General features: G+C 44.8%; 20 protein-coding genes. 8 read left to right on the top strand and 12 right to left on the bottom strand.

The features are described from left to right. The first annotated feature begins 149 nt into the window (after window positions 1–149). From OJ16_RS13505 to OJ16_RS13495, 3 genes are all read left to right on the top strand, one after another. On the top strand, window positions 150–848 hold the full coding sequence (locus OJ16_RS13505; RefSeq protein WP_052810406.1) for a GntR family transcriptional regulator: 699 nt from the start codon (window positions 150–152) through the stop codon (window positions 846–848). Window positions 849–1,034: 186 nt separating this feature from the next. Then, window positions 1,035–2,369, top strand: a complete 1,335-nt coding sequence (locus OJ16_RS13500; RefSeq protein ID WP_040991819.1) for a 6-phospho-alpha-glucosidase — start codon at window positions 1,035–1,037, stop codon at window positions 2,367–2,369. A gap of 14 nt (window positions 2,370–2,383) precedes the next feature. Then, window positions 2,384–3,364 (top strand): aldo/keto reductase, encoded by a 981-nt coding sequence (locus OJ16_RS13495; RefSeq protein WP_040991720.1) that lies wholly within the window; start codon window positions 2,384–2,386, stop codon window positions 3,362–3,364. Between the two features lie 171 nt (window positions 3,365–3,535). On the opposite strand, the gene OJ16_RS13490 is transcribed toward OJ16_RS13495, so the two are convergent. Both OJ16_RS13490 and OJ16_RS13485 read right to left on the bottom strand, forming a co-directional pair. Continuing rightward, window positions 3,536–3,826 (bottom strand): YkgJ family cysteine cluster protein, encoded by a 291-nt coding sequence (locus OJ16_RS13490; RefSeq protein ID WP_052810409.1) that lies wholly within the window; start codon window positions 3,824–3,826, stop codon window positions 3,536–3,538. A 171-nt stretch (window positions 3,827–3,997) separates the two neighbouring features. Continuing rightward, the gene (locus OJ16_RS13485) at window positions 3,998–4,249 is read right to left on the bottom strand and encodes a GlsB/YeaQ/YmgE family stress response membrane protein (RefSeq protein WP_040991718.1); all 252 of its coding nucleotides are present in this window, start codon (window positions 4,247–4,249) and stop codon (window positions 3,998–4,000) included. Window positions 4,250–4,439: 190 nt separating this feature from the next. Between OJ16_RS13485 and OJ16_RS13480 the strand changes: the two genes are divergently transcribed. Together OJ16_RS13480 and OJ16_RS13475 are read left to right on the top strand one after the other, a co-directional pair. Then, on the top strand, window positions 4,440–4,892 hold the full coding sequence (locus tag OJ16_RS13480) for a YcgN family cysteine cluster protein (protein WP_040991716.1): 453 nt from the start codon (window positions 4,440–4,442) through the stop codon (window positions 4,890–4,892). Window positions 4,893–5,145: 253 nt separating this feature from the next. After that, on the top strand, window positions 5,146–6,801 hold the full coding sequence (locus OJ16_RS13475) for a mechanosensitive ion channel domain-containing protein (protein ID WP_040991714.1): 1,656 nt from the start codon (window positions 5,146–5,148) through the stop codon (window positions 6,799–6,801). Between the two features lie 73 nt (window positions 6,802–6,874). On the opposite strand, the gene OJ16_RS13470 is transcribed toward OJ16_RS13475, so the two are convergent. The 6 genes from OJ16_RS13470 to gap form a co-directional block, all read right to left on the bottom strand. After that, window positions 6,875–8,440, bottom strand: coding sequence for an alkaline phosphatase (locus OJ16_RS13470; protein ID WP_408063504.1), 1,566 nt, complete (start codon window positions 8,438–8,440; stop codon window positions 6,875–6,877). Window positions 8,441–8,733: 293 nt separating this feature from the next. After that, window positions 8,734–10,620 carry a BCCT family transporter gene (locus tag OJ16_RS13465; RefSeq protein WP_040991711.1) on the bottom strand — a complete coding sequence of 629 codons (1,887 nt, stop codon included), beginning with the start codon at window positions 10,618–10,620 and terminating at the stop codon, window positions 8,734–8,736. A gap of 127 nt (window positions 10,621–10,747) precedes the next feature. Beyond that, complete coding sequence (locus OJ16_RS13460; RefSeq protein ID WP_040991709.1) at window positions 10,748–11,104, bottom strand: hypothetical protein; 357 nt, start codon at window positions 11,102–11,104, stop codon at window positions 10,748–10,750. Window positions 11,105–11,422: 318 nt separating this feature from the next. Further along, the gene (rlmA, locus tag OJ16_RS13455) at window positions 11,423–12,244 is read right to left on the bottom strand and encodes a 23S rRNA (guanine(745)-N(1))-methyltransferase (protein ID WP_040991707.1); all 822 of its coding nucleotides are present in this window, start codon (window positions 12,242–12,244) and stop codon (window positions 11,423–11,425) included. 149 nt (window positions 12,245–12,393) lie between these two features. Then, complete coding sequence (locus OJ16_RS13450; protein ID WP_040991705.1) at window positions 12,394–13,275, bottom strand: D-hexose-6-phosphate mutarotase; 882 nt, start codon at window positions 13,273–13,275, stop codon at window positions 12,394–12,396. 209 nt (window positions 13,276–13,484) lie between these two features. Continuing rightward, on the bottom strand, window positions 13,485–14,492 hold the full coding sequence (gene gap / locus OJ16_RS13445) for a type I glyceraldehyde-3-phosphate dehydrogenase (RefSeq protein WP_040991703.1): 1,008 nt from the start codon (window positions 14,490–14,492) through the stop codon (window positions 13,485–13,487). 334 nt (window positions 14,493–14,826) lie between these two features. Between gap and msrB the strand changes: the two genes are divergently transcribed. Next, complete coding sequence (gene msrB / locus OJ16_RS13440) at window positions 14,827–15,246, top strand: peptide-methionine (R)-S-oxide reductase MsrB (protein ID WP_040991701.1); 420 nt, start codon at window positions 14,827–14,829, stop codon at window positions 15,244–15,246. A 60-nt stretch (window positions 15,247–15,306) separates the two neighbouring features. Here msrB and OJ16_RS13435 read toward each other — a convergent pair whose 3' ends face one another. After that, the gene (locus OJ16_RS13435; protein ID WP_040991698.1) at window positions 15,307–16,131 is read right to left on the bottom strand and encodes a DUF2989 domain-containing protein; all 825 of its coding nucleotides are present in this window, start codon (window positions 16,129–16,131) and stop codon (window positions 15,307–15,309) included. A 103-nt stretch (window positions 16,132–16,234) separates the two neighbouring features. Between OJ16_RS13435 and OJ16_RS13430 the strand changes: the two genes are divergently transcribed. Then, entirely contained in the window at window positions 16,235–16,522 is a 288-nt protein-coding gene (locus OJ16_RS13430; RefSeq protein ID WP_040991696.1) for a YeaC family protein, read from the top strand. A gap of 55 nt (window positions 16,523–16,577) precedes the next feature. On the opposite strand, the gene OJ16_RS13425 is transcribed toward OJ16_RS13430, so the two are convergent. From OJ16_RS13425 to OJ16_RS13415, 3 genes are all read right to left on the bottom strand, one after another. Then, window positions 16,578–17,078: a YchJ family protein gene (locus OJ16_RS13425; protein ID WP_040991815.1), complete on the bottom strand. Its 501-nt coding sequence runs from the start codon at window positions 17,076–17,078 to the stop codon at window positions 16,578–16,580. Between the two features lie 126 nt (window positions 17,079–17,204). Continuing rightward, window positions 17,205–17,939 carry a UDP-2,3-diacylglucosamine diphosphatase gene (gene lpxH, locus OJ16_RS13420; RefSeq protein WP_040991693.1) on the bottom strand — a complete coding sequence of 245 codons (735 nt, stop codon included), beginning with the start codon at window positions 17,937–17,939 and terminating at the stop codon, window positions 17,205–17,207. Window positions 17,940–17,988: 49 nt separating this feature from the next. After that, a complete protein-coding gene (locus tag OJ16_RS13415) occupies window positions 17,989–18,483 on the bottom strand; it encodes a peptidylprolyl isomerase (protein WP_040991691.1) in 495 nt (164 codons plus the stop codon). A gap of 202 nt (window positions 18,484–18,685) precedes the next feature. On the opposite strand from OJ16_RS13415, the gene cysS reads away from it, so the two are divergent. Beyond that, on the top strand, window positions 18,686–20,068 hold the full coding sequence (gene cysS, locus OJ16_RS13410) for a cysteine--tRNA ligase (protein WP_040991689.1): 1,383 nt from the start codon (window positions 18,686–18,688) through the stop codon (window positions 20,066–20,068). Window positions 20,069–20,070: the final 2 nt, after the last annotated feature.

Genomic DNA, 20,070 nt, shown 5'->3' with positions numbered 1-20,070 from the left:
GCTATTTTTTGTAGGTTCACAAGCACTCTATTGTTTAAATAGGTCATGACAACTTTTGTGATTAATATTTGTGATATATAACCTATCTATCCTTTAATACGTCATGTTATCTTGTGGTTAATATGACCTTTATGCAGGAGTGGTTAGGGATGTTGTATAAAAAAGTGCTGGATGATCTAAAGCAGAAAATAAATAGCGGAGTTTATGAGATTGGTAATGCGCTACCAACAGAGAGACGACTGATCGAAGAATATGACGTTAGCCGAATTACCATACGGAAAGCGGTTGATGAATTAGTCAAACTGAGTTTGGTTGAAAAACGTCGCGGTTCAGGCACGTACGTGTTGGGAAAGCAGTATTCCCATGAGTTACGAGGTTTGGCCGGTACCACCGAGATTTTAGGCGGTTGCAACAAAACCGTGCGCTATAAAGTATTTCAATTCAGCATGATAACTGACAATCCAGCCATTCATAAAATGCTCGAAATCAATGAGAGTGAGCCACTGTACTATATTCGACGTGTTAAATATGTGGATGATTTACCTAGAATTGTTGAAGATAGCTATATGCCAGTGTTCCTTTTTCCGGACTTGAATATTTCCACGTTGGAAAAGTCGAAATTTGAGTATGTAGAACGAGATAAGGGCATGGCCATTGAAGGCAGCCGTCAGGAATTTACTGCGGTAGAGCCCGATGAGGACTTGATGGCGTTATTGGATATGGAAAAAATTGCACCTGTTATGAATTTACGCTCGGTGTCTAATTTGAAAGATGGCCGTCGTTTTGATTATACCGAGGCTTGGTTTCATCCTGATGCACACAAGCTGGCAATATATCTACCTAGATAAATTGGTATTTTTTATTGGCCATTTAAATAACCAATATTCGAAATAAATTCGGCGAGATCACATTATCTGTTTTAATTGTTTGTTATGCCAATTCTAAATAATAGGATGGAACCAATTAATAAATAGGTCATACGAAGTATAACCTTTAAAGAATAATGAATGACTGACATTTGCTCGAGGATGGTTATGAACAAACAACCGCAAATTATTGCTATTGCTGGTGGCGGCTCTACTTACACGGCAGGAATTGTAAAAGCGTTACTGATGAAAGGTGATGAATTTCCGATCGCTGAAATTCGCCTTTATGACATTGATAAGCAGCGCCAAGACAATGTTGCGGTATTGGTCAATTACGTCGTGAAAACCCATGCGCCGCATGTGCACCTTACCGTAACCACGGAACCTGAGGTCGCGTTTTCCCATGCCGATTTCGTTTTTGCTCAGATCCGTGTGGGTCAGTATAAAATGCGTGAGCAGGATGAAAAAATCCCTCTACGCCATGGTTGTGTTGGGCAAGAAACGTGTGGGGCAGGCGGTCTGGCTTACGGCATGCGCACCATCTTCCCAATGATTGAATTGATCGATCACATGGAGCGTTTTTCTAAACCGACGTGTTGGATGTTGAATTACTCGAACCCGGCGGCGATTGTTGCAGATGCGGTGAACCGTTTACGTCCAAATTCACGCGTGCTCAATATCTGTGATATGCCAGTGGCGATCGAGCGTAATCTGTCGAATATCTTAGGGGTTAACCGCTACGAACTTGATGTTGAATACTTTGGTTTGAACCACTATGGGTGGTTTACGTCCATCAAAGTGGGTGGTGAAGAGAAACTGCCGCTTTTGCGTAATCACATTCAAAAATTCGGCATGTTGACTGAATTGGAAGTGGAGAACGCTTGCCACGCAGAACCGTCTTGGATCAAAACCTTTAAGAACACTAAGCCTCTAGTACAAATGTTCCCTGAGTATTTACCAAACACTTATCTTCAGTATTACTTGATGGCGGATGAGATTGTTGAGCAATCGAACCCAGAACGCACTCGCGCCAATGAGGTGATGGAAGGTCGTGAGAAGAAAATGTTTGAGGCGATAGAGCAAATTAAAGCCTCGGATGGGAATGTTGAAGGTAAATTCCACGTTGGTGTCCATGGCGAATTTATTGCAGATGTCGCGATGTCGATGGCGTATGATTTGCGTCAGAAGTGGTTGGTGATCATTCCTAACAACGGTTTAATCAAAGGATTGCCAGATGATGCGATGGTTGAAGTGCCGGCACTGCTTGGGCGCGATAAAGTGTACCCAATTCAAGTCGGTGAAGTGCCACACTTCTATCAAGGCATGTTGCAGCAACAGTTGATGTCGGAAAAGTGTTTAGTGGATGCGGCGATTGAAGGTTCTTATGAAAAAGCGCTGCAAGCCTTCGCACTGAACAAAACCATTCCTTCGGCACGAGTGGCCAAGCGGATCCTTGATGAAATGATCGAAGCGAACAAAGATTATTGGCCAGAGCTTAAATAACGGAATTGAGTATTATGAAATTCAAACAAATTAAAGATATGAATGCATCGGCCGTTGGATTTGGCTGTTGGGCGATTGGTGGTACATGGAACAACGTGACCGACGATGAGTCGATTCGAGCGATTAAAACGGCGATCGATACCGGAATTAACTTTTTCGATGTTGCTCCGGTTTACGGCAAAGGCCACGCTGAAACGGTACTTGGTCAAGCCTTAAAAACAGAGAAGCGTGAGTCGATTATCATCGCCACCAAGTGCGGCCTGCCATGGTCACAAGACGAGCGCAGAAAGACGCGCAAAGACCTCACCAAAGCGAGCATCTTTAAAGAAATAGATGACTCATTAACGCGTCTACAAACCGACTACATCGACCTGTATCAAGTGCACTGGCCAGATCCTAATACGCCAATCAGTGAAACTGCAGACGCGCTGGCTGAGCTGAAAAAACAAGGTAAGATCCGTCATGTGGGTGTCTCGAACTATTCACTCGATATGACGCGTGAAATGATGGCGGGCGTCGAAGTTGCCACTTTCCAAGGCTTGTATAACCTACTGGAGCAAAATCCAGAGCATTATCACAACATCCCGCTGCAGTATCGTACTCGTGAAGAGGCGCTGCCGTTCTGTAAAGCGCATGATATGAAGTATTTGCCATACTCGCCGCTTATGCAGGGGTTGTTAACCGGTACATTAATGCGCAGCGGTAACTGGGATGAAAACGATGACCGTCGTAACAACCCTAAATTAAATGGCGAAGCATTTGAACCCTACTTTAACTGCGTTGAAGAGTTAAAAGTGTTAGCGAAAGAGGCCAATATTCCTCTCGCGCATTTAGCCATTCATTGGTTAGTGGCTCAGGATGAAGTGGGCCCCGTCATTGCCGGTGCATACACGCAAGAGCAAGTACGTGATAACGCGGCATTCGTACAATCAACGTCGAGCATCGAGTTGTTAAAACGCGCTGAAGAGATTGTCGCGAAATGGCAATTGCGCTAATCGCCGTAACGCGAAAGCGATGATGACGAAAGCAATGATGAATTGAGTGTTGTGGATCCTGCCTTTTAGGCAGGATTTTTTTTATGCGCAGAATGATCAGCGTCGGGGAGGATGGCTGGGAGCGCTATCCTAAGACAAAGAAGAAGGCTATCGGTCAGTGATGACGTGGACTTACCTTGTTGCGTCTTCTAAATCTAATAGAATCTCAAGTGCTTTCTCTGGACCGCCAGCGCAAATGAAATCCTCGCTATCAAAGGCGGAACAAACCGCAGGGCGATCCGGTTGGCCAAAAATTTTGCATAGGTTGCTTTCGTTAAGCTGGATACAACGAACACCAGAAGGCTTGCCGTTTGGCATGCCAGGAATGGGTGAGCTTATAGAGGGAGCAATGCAGCACGCGCCACAACCACGGTTAAGTTTGACTGAGATACAAGGAGACCAATCAGAAACATCAATAGCCATTGTCGTCATGCGTGTACCTTTAAACGGGGTTGAGAAATTTAAGAGGGGCGATTCTAGAGGATTGTCGCCGTTGATACCAGTACACTTTATCTATAGACGATGAGCCCTAAGCGATAAAAAACAAAAAGCCCCAACGAAGGGGCCAATCATTCACCGTGGTGTTGCGAGGTCTTAGCCTCGTAAAAAACGATTGTAAACAAACAGTAGAACGAATGCCCCAACGGTTGCGGTAACAATACTGCCGATGTTGATGCCGTCGGCCCCGCCAAAACCCATGAAGCTACCAAGGAAGCCTCCGACAAATGCGCCAGCGATCCCCAACACCATCGTTGCAATCCAACCGCCGCCATCATTGCCCGGCATTAACCATTTTGCCAGTGCGCCAGCGATTAGACCAAGAATGATCCACGAAAGAATACCCATGTTTGCTCCTTCAATTAATGTGTATTTGATCTATACCCAAGTCATTCTCGCTGCATCGGCCATTTCGAGGTGACTTGAGTCTATTAAGAATAGAACAGCTTGCGTAAAGTGGTTATTTTGGTTGAGGACTTGCACTTATTGGATGAGAGCGGTATAAATCGCCCCCTGTTTTGAATCGAAGTATGAGTCTATGAGCGAACAATTTTGGGAAACTAAAAAACTAGAACAAATGAGCGATCAAGAGTGGGAAGCACTCTGTGATGGTTGCGGTAAATGTTGTCTACATAAACTCATGGATGAAGATACCGATGAAATCTACTACACCAACGTGGCGTGTAGTTGGTTAAATACAAAAACCTGTTCATGCAAAGATTACGCGAATCGCTTCACTTCAGATGAAGACTGCACCAAGCTAACGCGTGACGATATTGAAGACTTTGAGTGGTTACCGCATACGTGTGCATATCGTTTATTGGCGCGTAACGAGCCTCTGCCAGAGTGGCACCCTTTGATTACGGGTTCAAAAGCGGCGATGCATAAAGCGGGTGCAAGCGTGCGTAACAAAGTGGTGTACGAGATTGAAGTCGTTGACTGGCAAAACCATATTCAAAACTTGCCAGATTGGGCCGCAAAAAAAGTGTAACGGTGCTCTCAGCACGAGCCATTAAATATGTGGCGTGAACACTCACATCGTTTTTGATTGAAAAGGCTTACTTCGGTAAGCCTTTTTTCTTTCTGGTTTACATGGTGAGTTTTTCGACTGGTGCGCGGTTTTTATTCTTTAGTCACTGTTCTGATTTAACATCCCAACTACACTTACGTTTAACCGTAGATTGATACGGTATGAAGGGATTCCGCTAGGCTTATACTAGCTAGCTTTAGTCAGTGAGGTAGGTATGTCGTTCATTTTTAGTAAGCCTTTTTTTCTTACTCTAGTTATCAGTTTTTTTTCTTTGTCGGCCTTTGCTGAGCAAGCAACCGATGCGCCTCAGTTGTCGAAAACAGAGCTGGCGATTCAATCGATTAATCAAGATATTGTCGACCTTTCACAGAGCTTAGCGTCATCCACCGGTGATGAACGCGATGCGATTCAGTTACAGCTCTTTCAAAAAAATGAAGAACTCAGAACGAAGCTCGCTTCTGCTGTCAGTCACGGAGGATTAACCGAAGCGGCATTGTTAAAGCAGATCTCGATTCAAAAACGCTATGCCAGTGGCGCGACAGAGTATCTAGATGCCAAGATCAAAGAGCTCAGCCTACAAATTGATAGCGCCAAGCCAGAAGATAAACTTGCGCTACTGAATCATTATCGCGAACTTCAGCAATATTTAGATTCGATTTATCAATCCAATTGGCAAAATGTTACTTGGCTAAAAAAGCTGGATAAACCGGACGAAAAGCTAGAGGAAGCGCTGCGTGAATCCACCAATATACGCCTGCGTTTGCTGTCTGCATCGGTGGAGTATTTTAACCAACAGCTTGAATTTACCACGACACAATTGGCCACGAGCCCAGAATCTGAAAAAGCCTCGATTCAACTCAATCAATTGATCATTAAACAGCGGTTAGATATCGCGACGAACAGCATGCGTGATTTGATTACGATTGGTGATCATCTCGGCTTATCCACCTCAGAATACAAGCGCTTGGCCTTTGAGGTGACAGGCAACATTACCCATGACTTGCTGAATACTCAGGTGATTTTGGCCATTATTACAACATGGTCGCGCAATGCCTTTGATTGGATTGTGGATAATGCGCCACAGCACCTGTTCCAGTTGATGGTCTTTGCTTTTATTTTGCTGATTGCGAAGGGACTGGCGGGCGTTGCACGTAAATTAGTGACGAGAACGGTCTCATCTAAAAACTTAAAAATGTCACAGTTGATGCAAGACTTCTTTGTCTCTATGTCAGGTAAAGCGGTTTGGGTTATCGGTATTATGGTCGGCCTTTCTCAAATCGGCCTCAATTTAGCCCCCATTCTAACTGGTTTCGGTATTGCTGGGGTCATTATCGGTTTTGCTTTGCAAGATACGCTGTCTAACTTTGCCGCAGGCATGATGCTGTTGATTTACCGCCCCTTTGATGTCGGGGATTTTGTTTATGCCGGTGGGGTTGATGGCAAGGTGAGTCATATGAGCTTGGTGAATACCACGATTCGTACCTTTGATAATCAGATCATCATTGTGCCGAACAGTAAAATTTGGGGCGATGTTATCAAGAACGTGACGCATGAACGTATCCGCCGAGTTGATATGGTATTCGGTATCGGCTATAGCGATGATTTACTGCTGGCTGAATCGGTTCTTGAAGATATTATCGTTTCACATCCAATGGTGTTGCGTACACCTGAGCCAATGATAAAAGTACATACCCTTAACACGTCATCAATCGATTTTATTGTTCGTCCTTGGGTCAAAACAGAAGATTACTGGGATGTGTATTGGGATGTCACGAAAGAGGTCAAATTACGTTTTGATCGTGAAGGGTTGTCGATTCCTTTCCCACAACAAGATGTGCATTTGCACATGGTGGAGAAGAAAGACGCCTAAGAGAGTTTGATAACAAAAGCGCCCTGATCAGGCATCAGAGGCGCTTTTTCATTATCGTCTTTTGTTCGATGAATTACTTAACTTGTGTCATCAGGTAATCGCCCAATTCCGAGTGATGCATGATTTTCGAGACGGGTAAGATCTTTTCTGCCGGCCCCCATGCAAATACGTTGACTGGCGTGTGAGTGTGAGTACCTGTGCCCCAAACGGTATTTTGTGCCGTTGCTTGTTCCCTTGCTAGCAGGTTACCGCGGTCGTTGTATGGGAAGAATGCATCGAAATCATTAATGGCCGGAACGTCCTTCTCTGCCAAGTATTTGTGGCTCGCTAAGCGGTATGGATTTGGCTTGCTTTGTAATACACGCTCGGCTTGCTCTGCGGTGATGGGAAAGTCGCTATTTTCATTGACGATTTTCGCGAGTCTTTCTGGCGTTTGCTGCGCTTTATCCAATTCTTGGAAACGGCTTATCATACCGTAATAACTCATTTTCTGGTTGTAGAGTCCATCAAGGATGGAGAATTGGCCAAAGTTGAAGTTTGGCGCATAGTCTCGTTGCTCGAAGGCTTTGCCGCTGCGCTTTTGTGGTTTTGGTAAATCGCTTGATGAGTAGCTAAAACCAAATGAGCCCGTTTCATGGTCTGCAGTCACAATGATAATGGTGTCATCACGATCTTTTGCCCACTGATAAACGGAATCAACGGCTTCATCAAATTTGATCATTTCATGCAGCATGGTACCTGCATCGTTGCTGTGTCCTGCCCAGTCAATTTGTCCTCCTTCTACCATCAAAAAGAACCCATCTTCATCTTTGGAGAGAATATCGATCGCTTTGGTGGTCATTTCTGCCAATGATGGCTGGGTGCGTTTGGGATCATTCTTACTGTTGTGGTAAGCGATGCCGTCATTCATCCCTGAGTAGGCGAATAAGCCAAGCAACTTGTCGCCTTGCGCTTGCTCGAGCATTTGGCGGTTGAACGCCAATGAGTAGCCACTGTCACTTGCTTCTTGCAGTAAGTTTCGCTCATCTTTTCGTTTTGATTTTAGGTAGACATCACCTTGAGTCAGTTTTTCGAGTGCTTGGTAGGTGCTGCCTTTATCGTTGGTTGACTTAGGAACCCAGTGACGAAGGCCACCAGAGAGCATCACATCGACATTGTTGGCGAGCATATCTACCGCAATATCATTTTCTAGTGAGCGGTGCGGTTGATGCGCGGCAAAGGCGGCTGGCGTTGCGTGGGTGAGGCGAGTATCTGAAACCAATCCCGTCGCCTTACCTTGCTTTTTCGCTTTTTCTAATACGGTTTCAACGTGATTGCCTTGAGAATCAACACCAATTACCTCAGACGCGGTGTATTGTCCGGTGGCTAGCATGGTGGCTGAGCAAGCGGAATCAACCACGATGGCATCTTCTGGATGCGTCAGAGAAGAGCCAATGACCCCTTCGTCGGCCAGATTATAGAGCGCTGTTTTTTGACCTTTATAAATCGAATGTGGTGCTTGATTGGCGTAGGTTTCTAATAAGCCAACTTGTTGCGGGCCCATACCATCGCCGATCATGAGAATGACATTTTTTATTTCAGCCGACGCGGCGCCGAAAGAAAGGGTGCTTGCAATCATCGCGGTGGCGACGGCGTTCATTGTAGGTGTGAGTCGGTATTTCATTCTAATTCCTGTGAAAAGATACTCTTTTAAGACGAACTTACTTAATCATGCTTAGATGTCAGTTTTGTTGCGGCACAAAATTGTCATCAATGATTCATATTCCAACTTTGATTTTGGTCTAATGACATTGGGTGTGCCAATGCGTTGCCTTGCCGAAGAGTCACCTGATTAATCGGGTTTGAATTTCCTGGGAATGATTAAATGAAGAGGACGGTGGCTGATGTAAAAAAGCCCACAGAGTGGGCTTTCATTTGAAGATATGACACGGCTTAGGATGGATTTGGAATGACGTTGTCGAAATCCATTCTTGCTTGTTGTGAAAGCTCGGAAGCTTGTTGTTTATACTCTTTTGCTTTGGCTATGTTATCAAGGGCGTGTTGTAACGCATCTTGCAGTTCTTGTGGCAAATTATGATCAGCGTAGTTTTCATCTAAGCTATGCTCCAGTGCAAAAGCACGAATTTGTTTACGTACATGCGCCAGTTCATTCATGGCTAGACGCTCGGCCTCAGCCGCTTCCTGCGCGGTATCACGGGCTTTCTCGAAACGTGCTAGCGCCATCCCTTCGGTTGACCATGGGTCTACGTCAGGTAACTCCTCAATATTGATGGTGGACTCTACATAGTCGTCTTGATGGCGAAGATCGAGTGAGGTCGCACGTACTGCCGAGATCATCAACATAACGGAAATTCCCAGCAGCGGTAAACCGCCAACAATCGCGGCAGTTTGTAAGGTGCTTAAGCCACCCATAAACATCAATACCGTTGGTAGGAAGGAGAGGGTAAATGCCCAGAACATACGGTTCCAACGCATTGGCTCTTCCGTCACATTGTTTTGCACCACAGAGGCTAGGATGTAAGAGATCGAGTCGAAAGTCGTCGCTGTAAAAATAATACATAACACGGTAAAGACGGCAATAACGGCGGTACCCATTGGTAGCATTTCTAGCATCGAGAAAATCGCTTTGGTTGCCCCTTCAGTATTGAGAATGCCAACCACATCAAGCTCACCTGATAATTGCAGTGATAAACCGTAGTTACCCAGAATCATGAAGAAAAGAAAACAGCCCAATGAACCGAAGAAAATAGCACCTGAGACCATTTCTTTAATGGTACGGCCACGTGAAATGCGTGCAACAAAAAGCCCCATGCTCGGCGCAAAGACTAACCACCATGCCCAGTAGAAGATGGTCCAATCTTGTGGGAAATGAGTATCCTCAAATGAGCCGTAGCCACCAAATGGTTCTGCCCATGTTGCCATCATAAAGAAGTTAGACAGCATTCGTCCGATTGAATCGAGCCCCGTTTCCAGCATAAAAATGGTTGGCCCGGCAAATAGAACGAATGCTAACAGTCCCATAGCACCCCAAAAATTGACGTTACTTAAGAATTTAATGCCTTTTTCTAAGCCCGCGTAGGACGAATAGGCAAAGATAGCCGTACACACGAGAAGTACTAAGACTTGGCTAAAGGTGTTTTTAGGCAAGCCAAATAAGTAATGCAGCCCTTCACCAATGAGCGGTGCAGCAAGACCCAAGCTGGTGGCCGCGCCGCCAAGAAGACCGAAGATAAATAGCACATCCACAATTTTCCCCACAGTCCCTTTACTGCGTTCTTCCCCAAGAACAGGCATTAATGCGCTTGATACTTTGAGAACGGGTTGCTTGCGGACATAGAAGAAATAGGCGATTGGCAGTGCTGGGATCATATAGATCGCCCATGCAATCGGTCCCCAGTGGAAAATGCCATAAGTGGCCGCCCAGCGAACCGCTTCTTCACTACCTGGTTCTAATTGGAAAGGGGGCGCTTGGTAATAGTAAGCCCATTCAATACATCCCCAATACAGGATGCTTGCGCCAATACCACCACAAAAAAGCATAGCGGCCCAAGACATGGTGGAGAACTCGGGTTTTTCATCTGCGTCGCCAAGTTTGATTTGCCCCATATCACTAAAAATGACGTAAATCATAAAGAACAAGGCACTGATGCCCAAGGCGAGGTAGAGGAAACCGAGCTTATCGGTCATAAAGGTTTTTGCGATTGCGATCCAGTCGGCCCCTTGCTCAGGGAATAGAATCAGAGGAACGACGATCATTAATAGCAGTGCGATGGCACCAAAAAAGGTGGGTTTGTCGATCAAAGAAAAGTCATTTTTCATAGTTAGCTTCATCCATAAAGGCTATGACGAAGTTCATTATGTCGGTCTATTCTTTTCTATGACAAATTGCAAATGTATTCGTAAGGATAAGTAAATGTAATGGTTGTGTAAAATGCTTGTTTTTAACTTAAACAAGCATCAGCAAAATACCACCAATTGTTGCCGCTGCGGACACAAATTGCCCCGCAGAATAAGAGTCATCCTCTTCCTCTTTTATCGTGTCTGGATGATCCATACCCAGTGCACCATGAGCGAAAGATTCCACTTTGTCTCCAACGGATTTTTCAGCCGAAGGCATTTTAGCACTCTCTTTTTCGATCTCTTGGAGTGCCGCAAGCAGCGCCTTGCCTTCTTCTGACAGCGTAACCTTATTGGCTTCTGCCTTTAGTGGGCTAAGACTTGTGGCAACGTCAGCGGGCTTGGCTTGAGGCTTTGCTTGCTGAATAGTGGTCAGTCTGGCCGACTCTAATCCAACGGGTGTCATACATTTCTCCTATGGGGACTGAATATTGTATCGACCGCAATTCAAAAAACTTGTGGAAAATATTCGTGAAATTAATAAAACATCTAAACCAATAAATCATTTATAGCAATAATTAAGCCAATGTAGATGTCTTTAGGAGATGGTCATCACGACGTTACTCACGCCTTACCCTCTGGAGGGGGAATGGATCGGTAGCGAGTGTTTGAACATTGAATGAAGGGGGGTATTGTCGATAAGTGGCAATCAATATAAAAAAGCCCGATAACAGCCAGTTGGGCGTTATCGGGCTTAATTACGATTCAATTGATCCGTATCCGTTTATGCGTTTTTACGATAGATACGAATCATAAAGTCCGCTTCACAATCAAAGCTGGTGGCGGTTTTGAGTAACTCTCGCAATTCATCACTCGCTTTCCAGGCAAAGGGCGTCATTTGCAAAAGGTCAAACCCATCGCCTTGATCGAGTGTCATAACGTAATTGAGTTTTTGTTCATGTTCCAACGTAAAGCCTTCTAGTTGCTCAGGCTCTTCGTTGTGTAGACGAATTTCTTGATAGATGTGCTCACGCAGTTGGTAAAGGTGACGTCCGGCTGGAGTGACAGTAATCACCACACCATTGTCTGCCAAGGTGCGTGACATTTCTTCCGCTTTACATGGCGCATAGATGCGTAAAATGGCGTTTAAGCTTGCATCGGCAAATGGCAGGCGGTGACTGGAAGCAACCGTAAACTGACAATTCGGGTAGCGTTTGGCTGCAAAGCGAATCGCCACTTTTGAAATGTCTAAACCAAATACAGTGGAATCTTCCGATTGCGCTCGCAGCGAATTTGCCACTTCATCGGTGTAGTAGCCTTCGCCACAGCCGATATCAAGCAGTTGATGCTCTGTCTCGACAAGATATTGCGCACACAGTTGTGCAACAGCTTGTTTCATCGGTTGGTAGTAGTCTTTTTCCAAGAAACGACGGCGTGCTTGCATCATCTCTTTATTGTCGCCTGGATCTTTTGAACGTTTGTGCTGGACAGGCATCAGGTTGACATAGCCTTCTTTGGCAAGATCAAACCCATGGTTATTGCTGCAGCGGTACGTTCGCTCGGCAAAAGCAAGCGGTAGGTGACAAAGAGGACATTGATAAGACATAGTAAGCTCAACAGACGAAGTTAGGCGGCAGAGTCTAGCAAGAAAGCGTCGCGGGAAAAAGCCTTGGCAAAAGGGATTTGCTTATCGAGAGAACAAAAGCGCCCGCAGTGACGCGGGCGCTTGGAAAACAAGAAAATTTTGACGGAGGATTAAGCAGAGATAATGGTGCTTAGCTCGTAATTTTCATTAGGTTGTAGGGTTACGCCATCGTTGATGGTTGGTGCATGAAGTGTGGACTCCACACAGAACATGGTTTTGTAACCATCATTTTCCATGTCAGCCATATCTGTCGCCACTTCGATCCACGGGTTCCAGAGAACAGCAGAATTGTGACCGGCATTGGTGATATTCAAAGTACGGTTTAGCACTTGGTCTTCGACTTTGATCACAGCTTCTGGCTGAGTGTAAACGCGATCGATACCGGCTGTTAGCATCAGGTTTTCGCCGCCTTGACAGATCTTACCTTCTTGTAAACCATCAATATACTCAGCGCCCATGCCAGTGACTTGCATTTGTTCGATGTCACTGATGTTCAAGTAGGTATGCAATGCGCTAGAGAATGTCCAAGCATGATCGTCAATGTTTTGCACTTTCAATGTGACTTTCAATTCGTCACCGACTTCCATGACTAAGCGTAAATCAAATAAATGAGGCCAAATGCTAAGCGTATCTTCGCTTGGGAATAGCGCCAATTCGACGATCACGCCTTGCTCATTTTCACGGTGCTCTACCAATTCCCACTCTTGGCTGCGGGCAAAACCATGGGCAGGAGCCGCCACTCGGCCAAACCAAGGCCAACAGACCGGAATCCCACCACGCAGTGCTTTCTCGCCATCAAAGATCGCGGCTTTGCTCATCCAGATAAGATCTTCTTGGCCAGTCGGTTGATAAGACACAACGTGACCACCCAGTAGGGCAATACCCGCTACGGCCTTTTCGTGTATTACACGAACGATTTTCACTTCGCCTTGCTGAACGATAGTGACGTTATCTGAGAGAACAGCGATTGCTGGTAATTGAGACAAGTTCATAAAAGAGTCCTCGAATTTTAAAATTAGATTCCGTTGGCCCATTTTGGATCAAAGAGGTGAAAAATGAAAAACCAAAGGAATGTAATTTCGATAAAAGTCAGTATTTTAAGTATAAAATGCCGTTTTTTAGGTACTAAAAAGGCGACTCAAGAGCCGCCTTTTTTCACGATTTTTCTCAAAGAAAAGTTCGCTAATCGTTATCTAAGAAATTACTTAGAGATGTGTGCGATTAGGTCAAGAACTTTGTTTGAGTAACCGATTTCGTTGTCGTACCAAGATACAACTTTAACGAAGTTATCAGTTAGTGCGATACCAGCTTTAGCATCGAATACTGAAGTTTGAACTTCGCCAATGAAGTCTTGAGAAACAACTTGGTCTTCAGTGTAGCCTAGAACGCCTTTTAGTTCGCCTTCAGATGCTGCTTTCATAGCTGCACAGATAGCTTCGTAAGATGCGCCTTTCTCTAGGTTAACAGTTAGGTCAACTACAGAAACGTTAGCAGTTGGTACGCGGAAAGCCATACCAGTTAGTTTGCCGTTTAGTTCTGGAAGAACAACGCCTACTGCTTTAGCTGCACCAGTTGATGATGGGATGATGTTCTGAGAAGCACCACGACCACCACGCCAGTCTTTAGCTGAAGGACCATCTACAGTTTTTTGAGTAGCTGTAGTAGCGTGTACAGTTGTCATAAGACCTGAAACGATACCGAAGTTGTCGTTTAGAACTTTAGCGATAGGCGCTAGACAGTTTGTAGTACAAGAAGCGTTAGAAACGATGTCTTGGCCTGCGTAAGTTGAATCGTTTACGCCCATAACGAACATTGGAGTTGCGTCTTTAGAAGGACCAGTAAGAACAACTTTCTTAGCACCTGCAGTGATGTGTTGACGTGCAGTTGCGTCGTCTAGGAATAGACCAGTAGCTTCTGCTACTACGTCAACGCCGATTGCATCCCACTTAAGATCTTCAGGGTTGCGCTCTGCAGTTACACGTACAGTTACACGTACAGTTTTACCGTTAACGATTAGGTTACCGCCTTCAACTTCAACAGTACCGTTGAAACGGCCGTGAGTTGAGTCGTACTTTAGCATGTATGCCATGTATTCTACGTCGATAAGGTCGTTAATACCTACAACTTCAATGTCGTTGCGCTCTTGCGCTGCACGGAATACGAAACGACCGATACGGCCAAAACCGTTAATACCTACTTTGATAGTCATTATAGCTGCTCCACAACTTAATTTCTGATTAAAGATAACTGGTAGTAAAATTACAGAATCCAGTAAATGTCTGCAAGAGATAATCGGACTTAACTTGTTTAATGTCAAAAAAAACCGACGCTTTTTTTCACAATTAGTCGCAAATGGTTATCTTTTATACTGATATTTACTTTTTTACTGCCCAGTTGACATAAAATGGTCGCATGGCCAAATCTTAGCCAGCTTTCAAACTACTCTATCACGGTGAGAAAGTATGTGCTACAAAAGGTCGTGAAAGGTTAGTTTTTGGTAATAATCTAGCTAAAATTAGATTAGTAAACAAAGGAGTAAGCGAATGAAAACAGAAATTGAAAAAGTTTCCAAGCCGGAAGAATACTGGCGCGAACGCTTATCTGATGAGGAATTTCGCGTCTGCAGACAGCAAGGGACAGAAGCCCCTTTTAGCGGAAAGTTGTTGCACAATCGAGAATCAGGGGTTTATTCGTGCACGTGTTGCCAAGCCCCCTTGTTTCAATCAAGCAATAAGTTCGACTCAGGTTGTGGTTGGCCAAGCTTTGATGCCCCAATTAATGATCAAGCGGTGCGTTATTTAGAAGATCTGAGTCACGGAATGGTTCGTTCTGAGATTCGTTGCGCGACCTGTGATAGCCATCTAGGTCACGTTTTTCCAGATGGCCCACCGACGACCGGCGAGCGATTTTGTGTGAATTCTGTGTCGTTAATTTTCAACAATCAACAAAAAAGCGGTGATTAAATCACCGCTGTTTGTTTCATTCTTTCAAAATCAATGTGCTCTTACATTAAGGCTGACTCGTTAATTATTCTTATATAAAGGAATGATCGCTGTGCTGTAAGTGCCTTTTTCAATTGCGCTGTATACATCAAGCGCAATCTCATCGAGTTGTTGGTATTGCGCTTCGCTCAACCCATACATAAGTTGGCGGTTAAGTACAGAGGCGGTCGGAACCTTGTATTGCTTCGCGACTTGCGCCCATATATAAGCGCGTTCTTTATATTGGTTTTGGAAGTTCAGACTCGCCAGTGTCTTAATCGTATCAAGGTTGGTGTTTTTCCCATCCGCCAGTTCCAATGAACGGTTCAAAAGATATAACGTTTTGTTTACGTCACGGCTGGTATAAAAAGTGGCGAGTGCATATTGCATTTCGGCACTCTCAAGCGCTTTTGAACCTTCGAGTTGTAAAAAATAGCGACGCGCTTCCTTATCTCCCTCTTGGCTCCACAGGAAATAGAGTGCTTGTGCTGAGGCGGATTGTTTAATGTCTGCCACGACTCGCACTAACTCATCATTAATGTGCATCAGCGTGGTGAAGCGCTTTTCCTTACGATTGTTTTGATCGATAGGTTGGATTTGAGCGGCCAGCGATAAGCATTTTTTAAACTCAGTGAGAATATGGTATTCACGAATTTTGTTGTCGTCAGACGGGTTCTTTATTAACTCGAAACGATGCCAAACTAAGTCAGTTCTTGGTAATCGGCACTGACCATCGTCCATATTCAGATGCTCGCAGCGCAGTGCAGGATTTTCTTCACACAGTTGGTCGGTGTTTTTTCTTCCTTCAAAGCACCCGCTTAAAAGAAATCCTATGCCAATCATGGTGGCCAATTTGAGTCTGTTCATAATTTGCTGCTTGTGATCAGAGACGCTTATTCTGGGTTCATGTCTTGACTCGATTAACGAGCCAGTTATGTTTTGCTTAGACAATGACAATCAAGGATTATCCATGGACGCTGAGCAATTAGTTAATGCCATTACTCCAGAAGCATACGAGCGTTTGCTGTATGCGGTTGAAACCGGAAAGTGGCCAGAAGGAACGATTCTCTCCCAATCACAGCGTGATTCATGCATGCAAGCGGTGATGCTTTACCAAGCGAAACATAATCATGATGCCCAACATATGACGGTTGCTCAGGGGGGCGAAATCAGTTTTAAATCCAAAGCGGAACTCAAAAAACAATTTCAAAAAGCACAATCTGACATTGTCCGCGTCAACCCAAATGATATCGATTGACGTAAGAGATAGATAATAAAAAGGTAGATGCGTGGCATCTACCTTTTTTGTTTAATTATCCGCAGCACTTCTTAAATTTTTTGCCGCTGCCACAAATACACGGATCATTACGTCCTACTTTGAGGCTTTTGATTGGTTGAGAAAGACGCTCATCTTGTACTTCTTCTTGCAAAGTGTATTCACCATCAATGTAATACCAAAGACCGTCTTCACGCACAAAGCGGGAGCGCTCTTCAAGACAGTATTCTTCGTCATCTTGTTCAAAGTAGGCTTGAAAAGTAACGAAGCCTTCTTCGCTATTTTTGCCATCTTCGCTGCCCATGACTTCAAGAGATAACCAGTGACTGTGAACTGAATCTGCAATCGCATCGCGTTGAGCTTCAGCATCGCAGCTTGGGTGGTAAGTCTTAACCACAAAGTCGACCAGCTGTTTTACATGCGCGCTATAGCGAGCACGCATCAGTTGTTCTGGGGTTTGAGCGTGGTGATGATCAAGATGGACAGGTTGGCAACACTCTTCATAGCTAGTTAGGTTGCCGCAAGGACAATGACTCATACGAGCACCATTTGTTAGGCTGAAATTGGCGCTAGTGTATTGAGCCATCTACTGAGAGTAAAGAGCTACCTTACACTCATGGGTATTACGGCGCTAAATCGTATGATGGGGGTCTTCAACGTGATGTTATTTCTCGCCAAATGGGCGTGTTTCTAATGTGAGGCTATGTGGATCACAAGATAAAATGGAACCTTGTTCATACCAATCACCAAGTACAATACGTGTCATGGCCTGCTGATTCGAGCTCGTAAAACGGTGCGTGTTTGGGCGGTGGGTGTGGCCGTGAATCATCAAATCAACATTATGTGCCGTCATAACGTCTTCCACTTCGCTTTGTGTTACATCCATAATCTCCAGCGATTTGGATTGTTTCGTATCACGTGCGCCTTGCTGAATTTTGCCAACGATTTTTCTTTTAAGCATCATTGGTAAGCGATTGAATACCCATTGCAGCCAAGGTTGGTTTACTTTGGCACGAAATGCCAAGTATTGGGTATCTTCGGTACACAGCGTGTCGCCATGCAATATTACGGCTTTACGTCCATACAGGTCGATGACGGTTTCATCCCCCAATAATGTCATGCCCGTTTGCTTGGCAAAGCGTTGACCGACGAGGAAGTCGCGATTGCCCTTAACAAAAAAGCACGGCACACCACGGTCGGTGAGTTGTTTAAATTCCGCGCGAACTTGCTTGGCAAAATCACTGCTATCATCGTCGCCTACCCAAAAATCAAACAGATCACCAAGAACATATAATGCATCAGCATGGATGGCTTCGTTGCGCATGAACTGGGTGAAACAGCGATTGATGTCTGTCGTATTGGGAGAGAGGTGCAGATCGGAGATAAAGAGTGTGGTCATAATATTTGAAGAGTTAATAAAAAGGGCGCAAAGCGCCCTTTATTGACAACTATGCTTCGATAGTTGTGCCAGTGATTACCACGTCTTCTAGTGGTACATCTTGGTGCATACCGTAAGAGCCAGTGCTTACACCTTTGATTTGGTCAACGATGTCCATGCCTTCAACAACTTCAGCAAATACACAGTAACCCCAACCGTCTAGGCTTTCGCTACGGAAGTCTAGGAAAGTGTTGTTGCTCACGTTGATGAAGAACTGAGAGCTTGCCGAATGCGGTTCCATAGTACGAGCCATTGCAAGTGTACCCACTTTATTGCTTAGGCCGTTGTTTGCTTCGTTTTTGATCGTTGCACGAGTTGCCTTCTCACGTAGGCCAGACTCCATGCCACCACCTTGAATCATGAAACCATCGATAACACGGTGGAATAGTGTGTTGTCGTAAAAACCATCACGGCAGTACTGTAGGAAGTTTGCGCTTGTTTCTGGAGCGTTCTCAGTGTCTAGCTTAACTTTGATGTCACCAAAATTAGTGTGAAGGGTGATCATGATTGTATCCTTAACCGATGTTTTTGATTTGAGCTTAAGATTCTATCTTAACTTTTCAGACATTAATACGTGAAAAGAAGGGGTTCTCCTACCAGTATAGGTGCTAATGATGGCTTTTTAACCGTTTGAGGGATTACCTAATCAAGTGTGAATTGATATACTGAGTGCCTATTTTGTTTCACCCAGATTAAGCATAGAGATCATGTTAAAAATATATAACACACTCACAAGACAGAAAGAGGAATTCAAACCAATCACTGCTGGTAAAATCGGCATGTATGTCTGTGGGGTAACCATTTACGATCTCTGTCATATCGGTCATGGCCGCACGTTTGTTTCATTCGACGTGGTTTCACGCTACTTGCGTTACCTTGGTTACGATTTGACGTTCGTTCGTAATATCACGGATATTGATGACAAAATCATCAAACGTGCCAATGAAAACGGTGAAAGTTGCGAGTCATTGACTGAGCGTCTTATCGGTGAAATGCACGCAGATTTTGACGCGTTGAATATGAAGCGTCCAGATGTTGAACCTCGTGCTACGGAATATATCGACGAAATCATTGCGTTGGTTGAAAAGCTGATTGAACGTGGTTTTGCTTATGTCGCAAGCAATGGCGATGTGATGTTTGAAGTAAGCAAATTCGATGAATACGGCAAGCTGTCTAAGCAAGATCTTGATCAGCTACAAGCTGGTGCGCGCGTGGATATTGAATCGGCAAAACGCAGCCCACTCGACTTTGTATTATGGAAAATGTCTAAGCCTGGCGAACCTACATGGGAATCACCATGGGGCGCAGGCCGTCCAGGTTGGCACATCGAATGTTCAGCAATGAACTCTTCTATTCTTGGTAATCATTTCGATATCCATGGCGGTGGTTCTGATCTGCAGTTCCCACACCACGAAAATGAAATCGCTCAATCGTGCTGCGCGCATAACACCCAGTATGTGAATACTTGGATGCACAGCGGCATGGTGATGGTGGATAAAGAGAAAATGTCTAAATCGCTAGGCAACTTCTTCACTATTCGTGATGTATTGGGTCACTACGACGCAGAAACGGTTCGTTACTTCCTAATGTCTGGTCACTACCGTAGCCAACTAAACTACAGCGAAGAAAACCTAAACCAAGCGCGTGCTTCACTTGAGCGTCTATACACCTCGCTACGTGGTCTAGATCTGTCAGTTGAAGCGGCAGGTGGCGAAGAGTACCAAGCGCGTTTTAATGACGCGATGAACGATGACTTCAATACACCAGAAGCTTACTCAGTTCTGTTTGATATGGCGCGTGAGATTAACCGTCTGAAAGCTGAAAACGTAGAGCAAGCGAGCGCGCTCGGCGTGGTCATGCGTGAAATGGCAGAAGTGATTGGTATTCTTCATCAAGATGCAGAGGCCTTCTTAAAAGGTGATGCGGGTAACGATGATGAAGTGGCTGAAATTGAAGCATTGATCAAACTGCGTAACGATTCTCGTGCATCGAAAGATTGGGCTAACGCGGATTTAGCGCGTGATAAGCTTAACGAGATGGGTATTGAGCTAGAAGATGGCGCAGAGGGCACAACCTGGCGTCGTAAATAAAC

The sequence above is a fragment of the Vibrio renipiscarius genome (genome assembly GCF_000827885.1).
Lineage (GTDB): Bacteria > Pseudomonadota > Gammaproteobacteria > Enterobacterales > Vibrionaceae > Vibrio > Vibrio renipiscarius.
This window is presented reverse-complemented; position numbering and strand designations above follow the sequence as displayed.

What these genes read in the sequence shown, in the direction of transcription:
- OJ16_RS13505 (WP_052810406.1), top strand. Translation starts at nt 150, where the DNA reads ATGTTGTATAAAAAAGTGCTGGATGATCTAAAGCAGAAAATAAATAGC.
- OJ16_RS13500 (WP_040991819.1), top strand. Translation starts at nt 1,035, where the DNA reads ATGAACAAACAACCGCAAATTATTGCTATTGCTGGTGGCGGCTCTACT.
- OJ16_RS13495 (WP_040991720.1), top strand. Translation starts at nt 2,384, where the DNA reads ATGAAATTCAAACAAATTAAAGATATGAATGCATCGGCCGTTGGATTT.
- OJ16_RS13490 (WP_052810409.1), bottom strand. Translation starts at nt 3,826, where the DNA reads ATGGCTATTGATGTTTCTGATTGGTCTCCTTGTATCTCAGTCAAACTT.
- OJ16_RS13485 (WP_040991718.1), bottom strand. Translation starts at nt 4,249, where the DNA reads ATGGGTATTCTTTCGTGGATCATTCTTGGTCTAATCGCTGGCGCACTG.
- OJ16_RS13480 (WP_040991716.1), top strand. Translation starts at nt 4,440, where the DNA reads ATGAGCGAACAATTTTGGGAAACTAAAAAACTAGAACAAATGAGCGAT.
- OJ16_RS13475 (WP_040991714.1), top strand. Translation starts at nt 5,146, where the DNA reads ATGTCGTTCATTTTTAGTAAGCCTTTTTTTCTTACTCTAGTTATCAGT.
- OJ16_RS13470 (WP_408063504.1), bottom strand. Translation starts at nt 8,440, where the DNA reads ATGAACGCCGTCGCCACCGCGATGATTGCAAGCACCCTTTCTTTCGGC.
- OJ16_RS13465 (WP_040991711.1), bottom strand. Translation starts at nt 10,620, where the DNA reads ATGAAAAATGACTTTTCTTTGATCGACAAACCCACCTTTTTTGGTGCC.
- OJ16_RS13460 (WP_040991709.1), bottom strand. Translation starts at nt 11,104, where the DNA reads ATGACACCCGTTGGATTAGAGTCGGCCAGACTGACCACTATTCAGCAA.
- rlmA (WP_040991707.1), bottom strand. Translation starts at nt 12,244, where the DNA reads ATGTCTTATCAATGTCCTCTTTGTCACCTACCGCTTGCTTTTGCCGAG.
- OJ16_RS13450 (WP_040991705.1), bottom strand. Translation starts at nt 13,275, where the DNA reads ATGAACTTGTCTCAATTACCAGCAATCGCTGTTCTCTCAGATAACGTC.
- gap (WP_040991703.1), bottom strand. Translation starts at nt 14,492, where the DNA reads ATGACTATCAAAGTAGGTATTAACGGTTTTGGCCGTATCGGTCGTTTC.
- msrB (WP_040991701.1), top strand. Translation starts at nt 14,827, where the DNA reads ATGAAAACAGAAATTGAAAAAGTTTCCAAGCCGGAAGAATACTGGCGC.
- OJ16_RS13435 (WP_040991698.1), bottom strand. Translation starts at nt 16,131, where the DNA reads ATGAACAGACTCAAATTGGCCACCATGATTGGCATAGGATTTCTTTTA.
- OJ16_RS13430 (WP_040991696.1), top strand. Translation starts at nt 16,235, where the DNA reads ATGGACGCTGAGCAATTAGTTAATGCCATTACTCCAGAAGCATACGAG.
- OJ16_RS13425 (WP_040991815.1), bottom strand. Translation starts at nt 17,078, where the DNA reads ATGAGTCATTGTCCTTGCGGCAACCTAACTAGCTATGAAGAGTGTTGC.
- lpxH (WP_040991693.1), bottom strand. Translation starts at nt 17,939, where the DNA reads ATGACCACACTCTTTATCTCCGATCTGCACCTCTCTCCCAATACGACA.
- OJ16_RS13415 (WP_040991691.1), bottom strand. Translation starts at nt 18,483, where the DNA reads ATGATCACCCTTCACACTAATTTTGGTGACATCAAAGTTAAGCTAGAC.
- cysS (WP_040991689.1), top strand. Translation starts at nt 18,686, where the DNA reads ATGTTAAAAATATATAACACACTCACAAGACAGAAAGAGGAATTCAAA.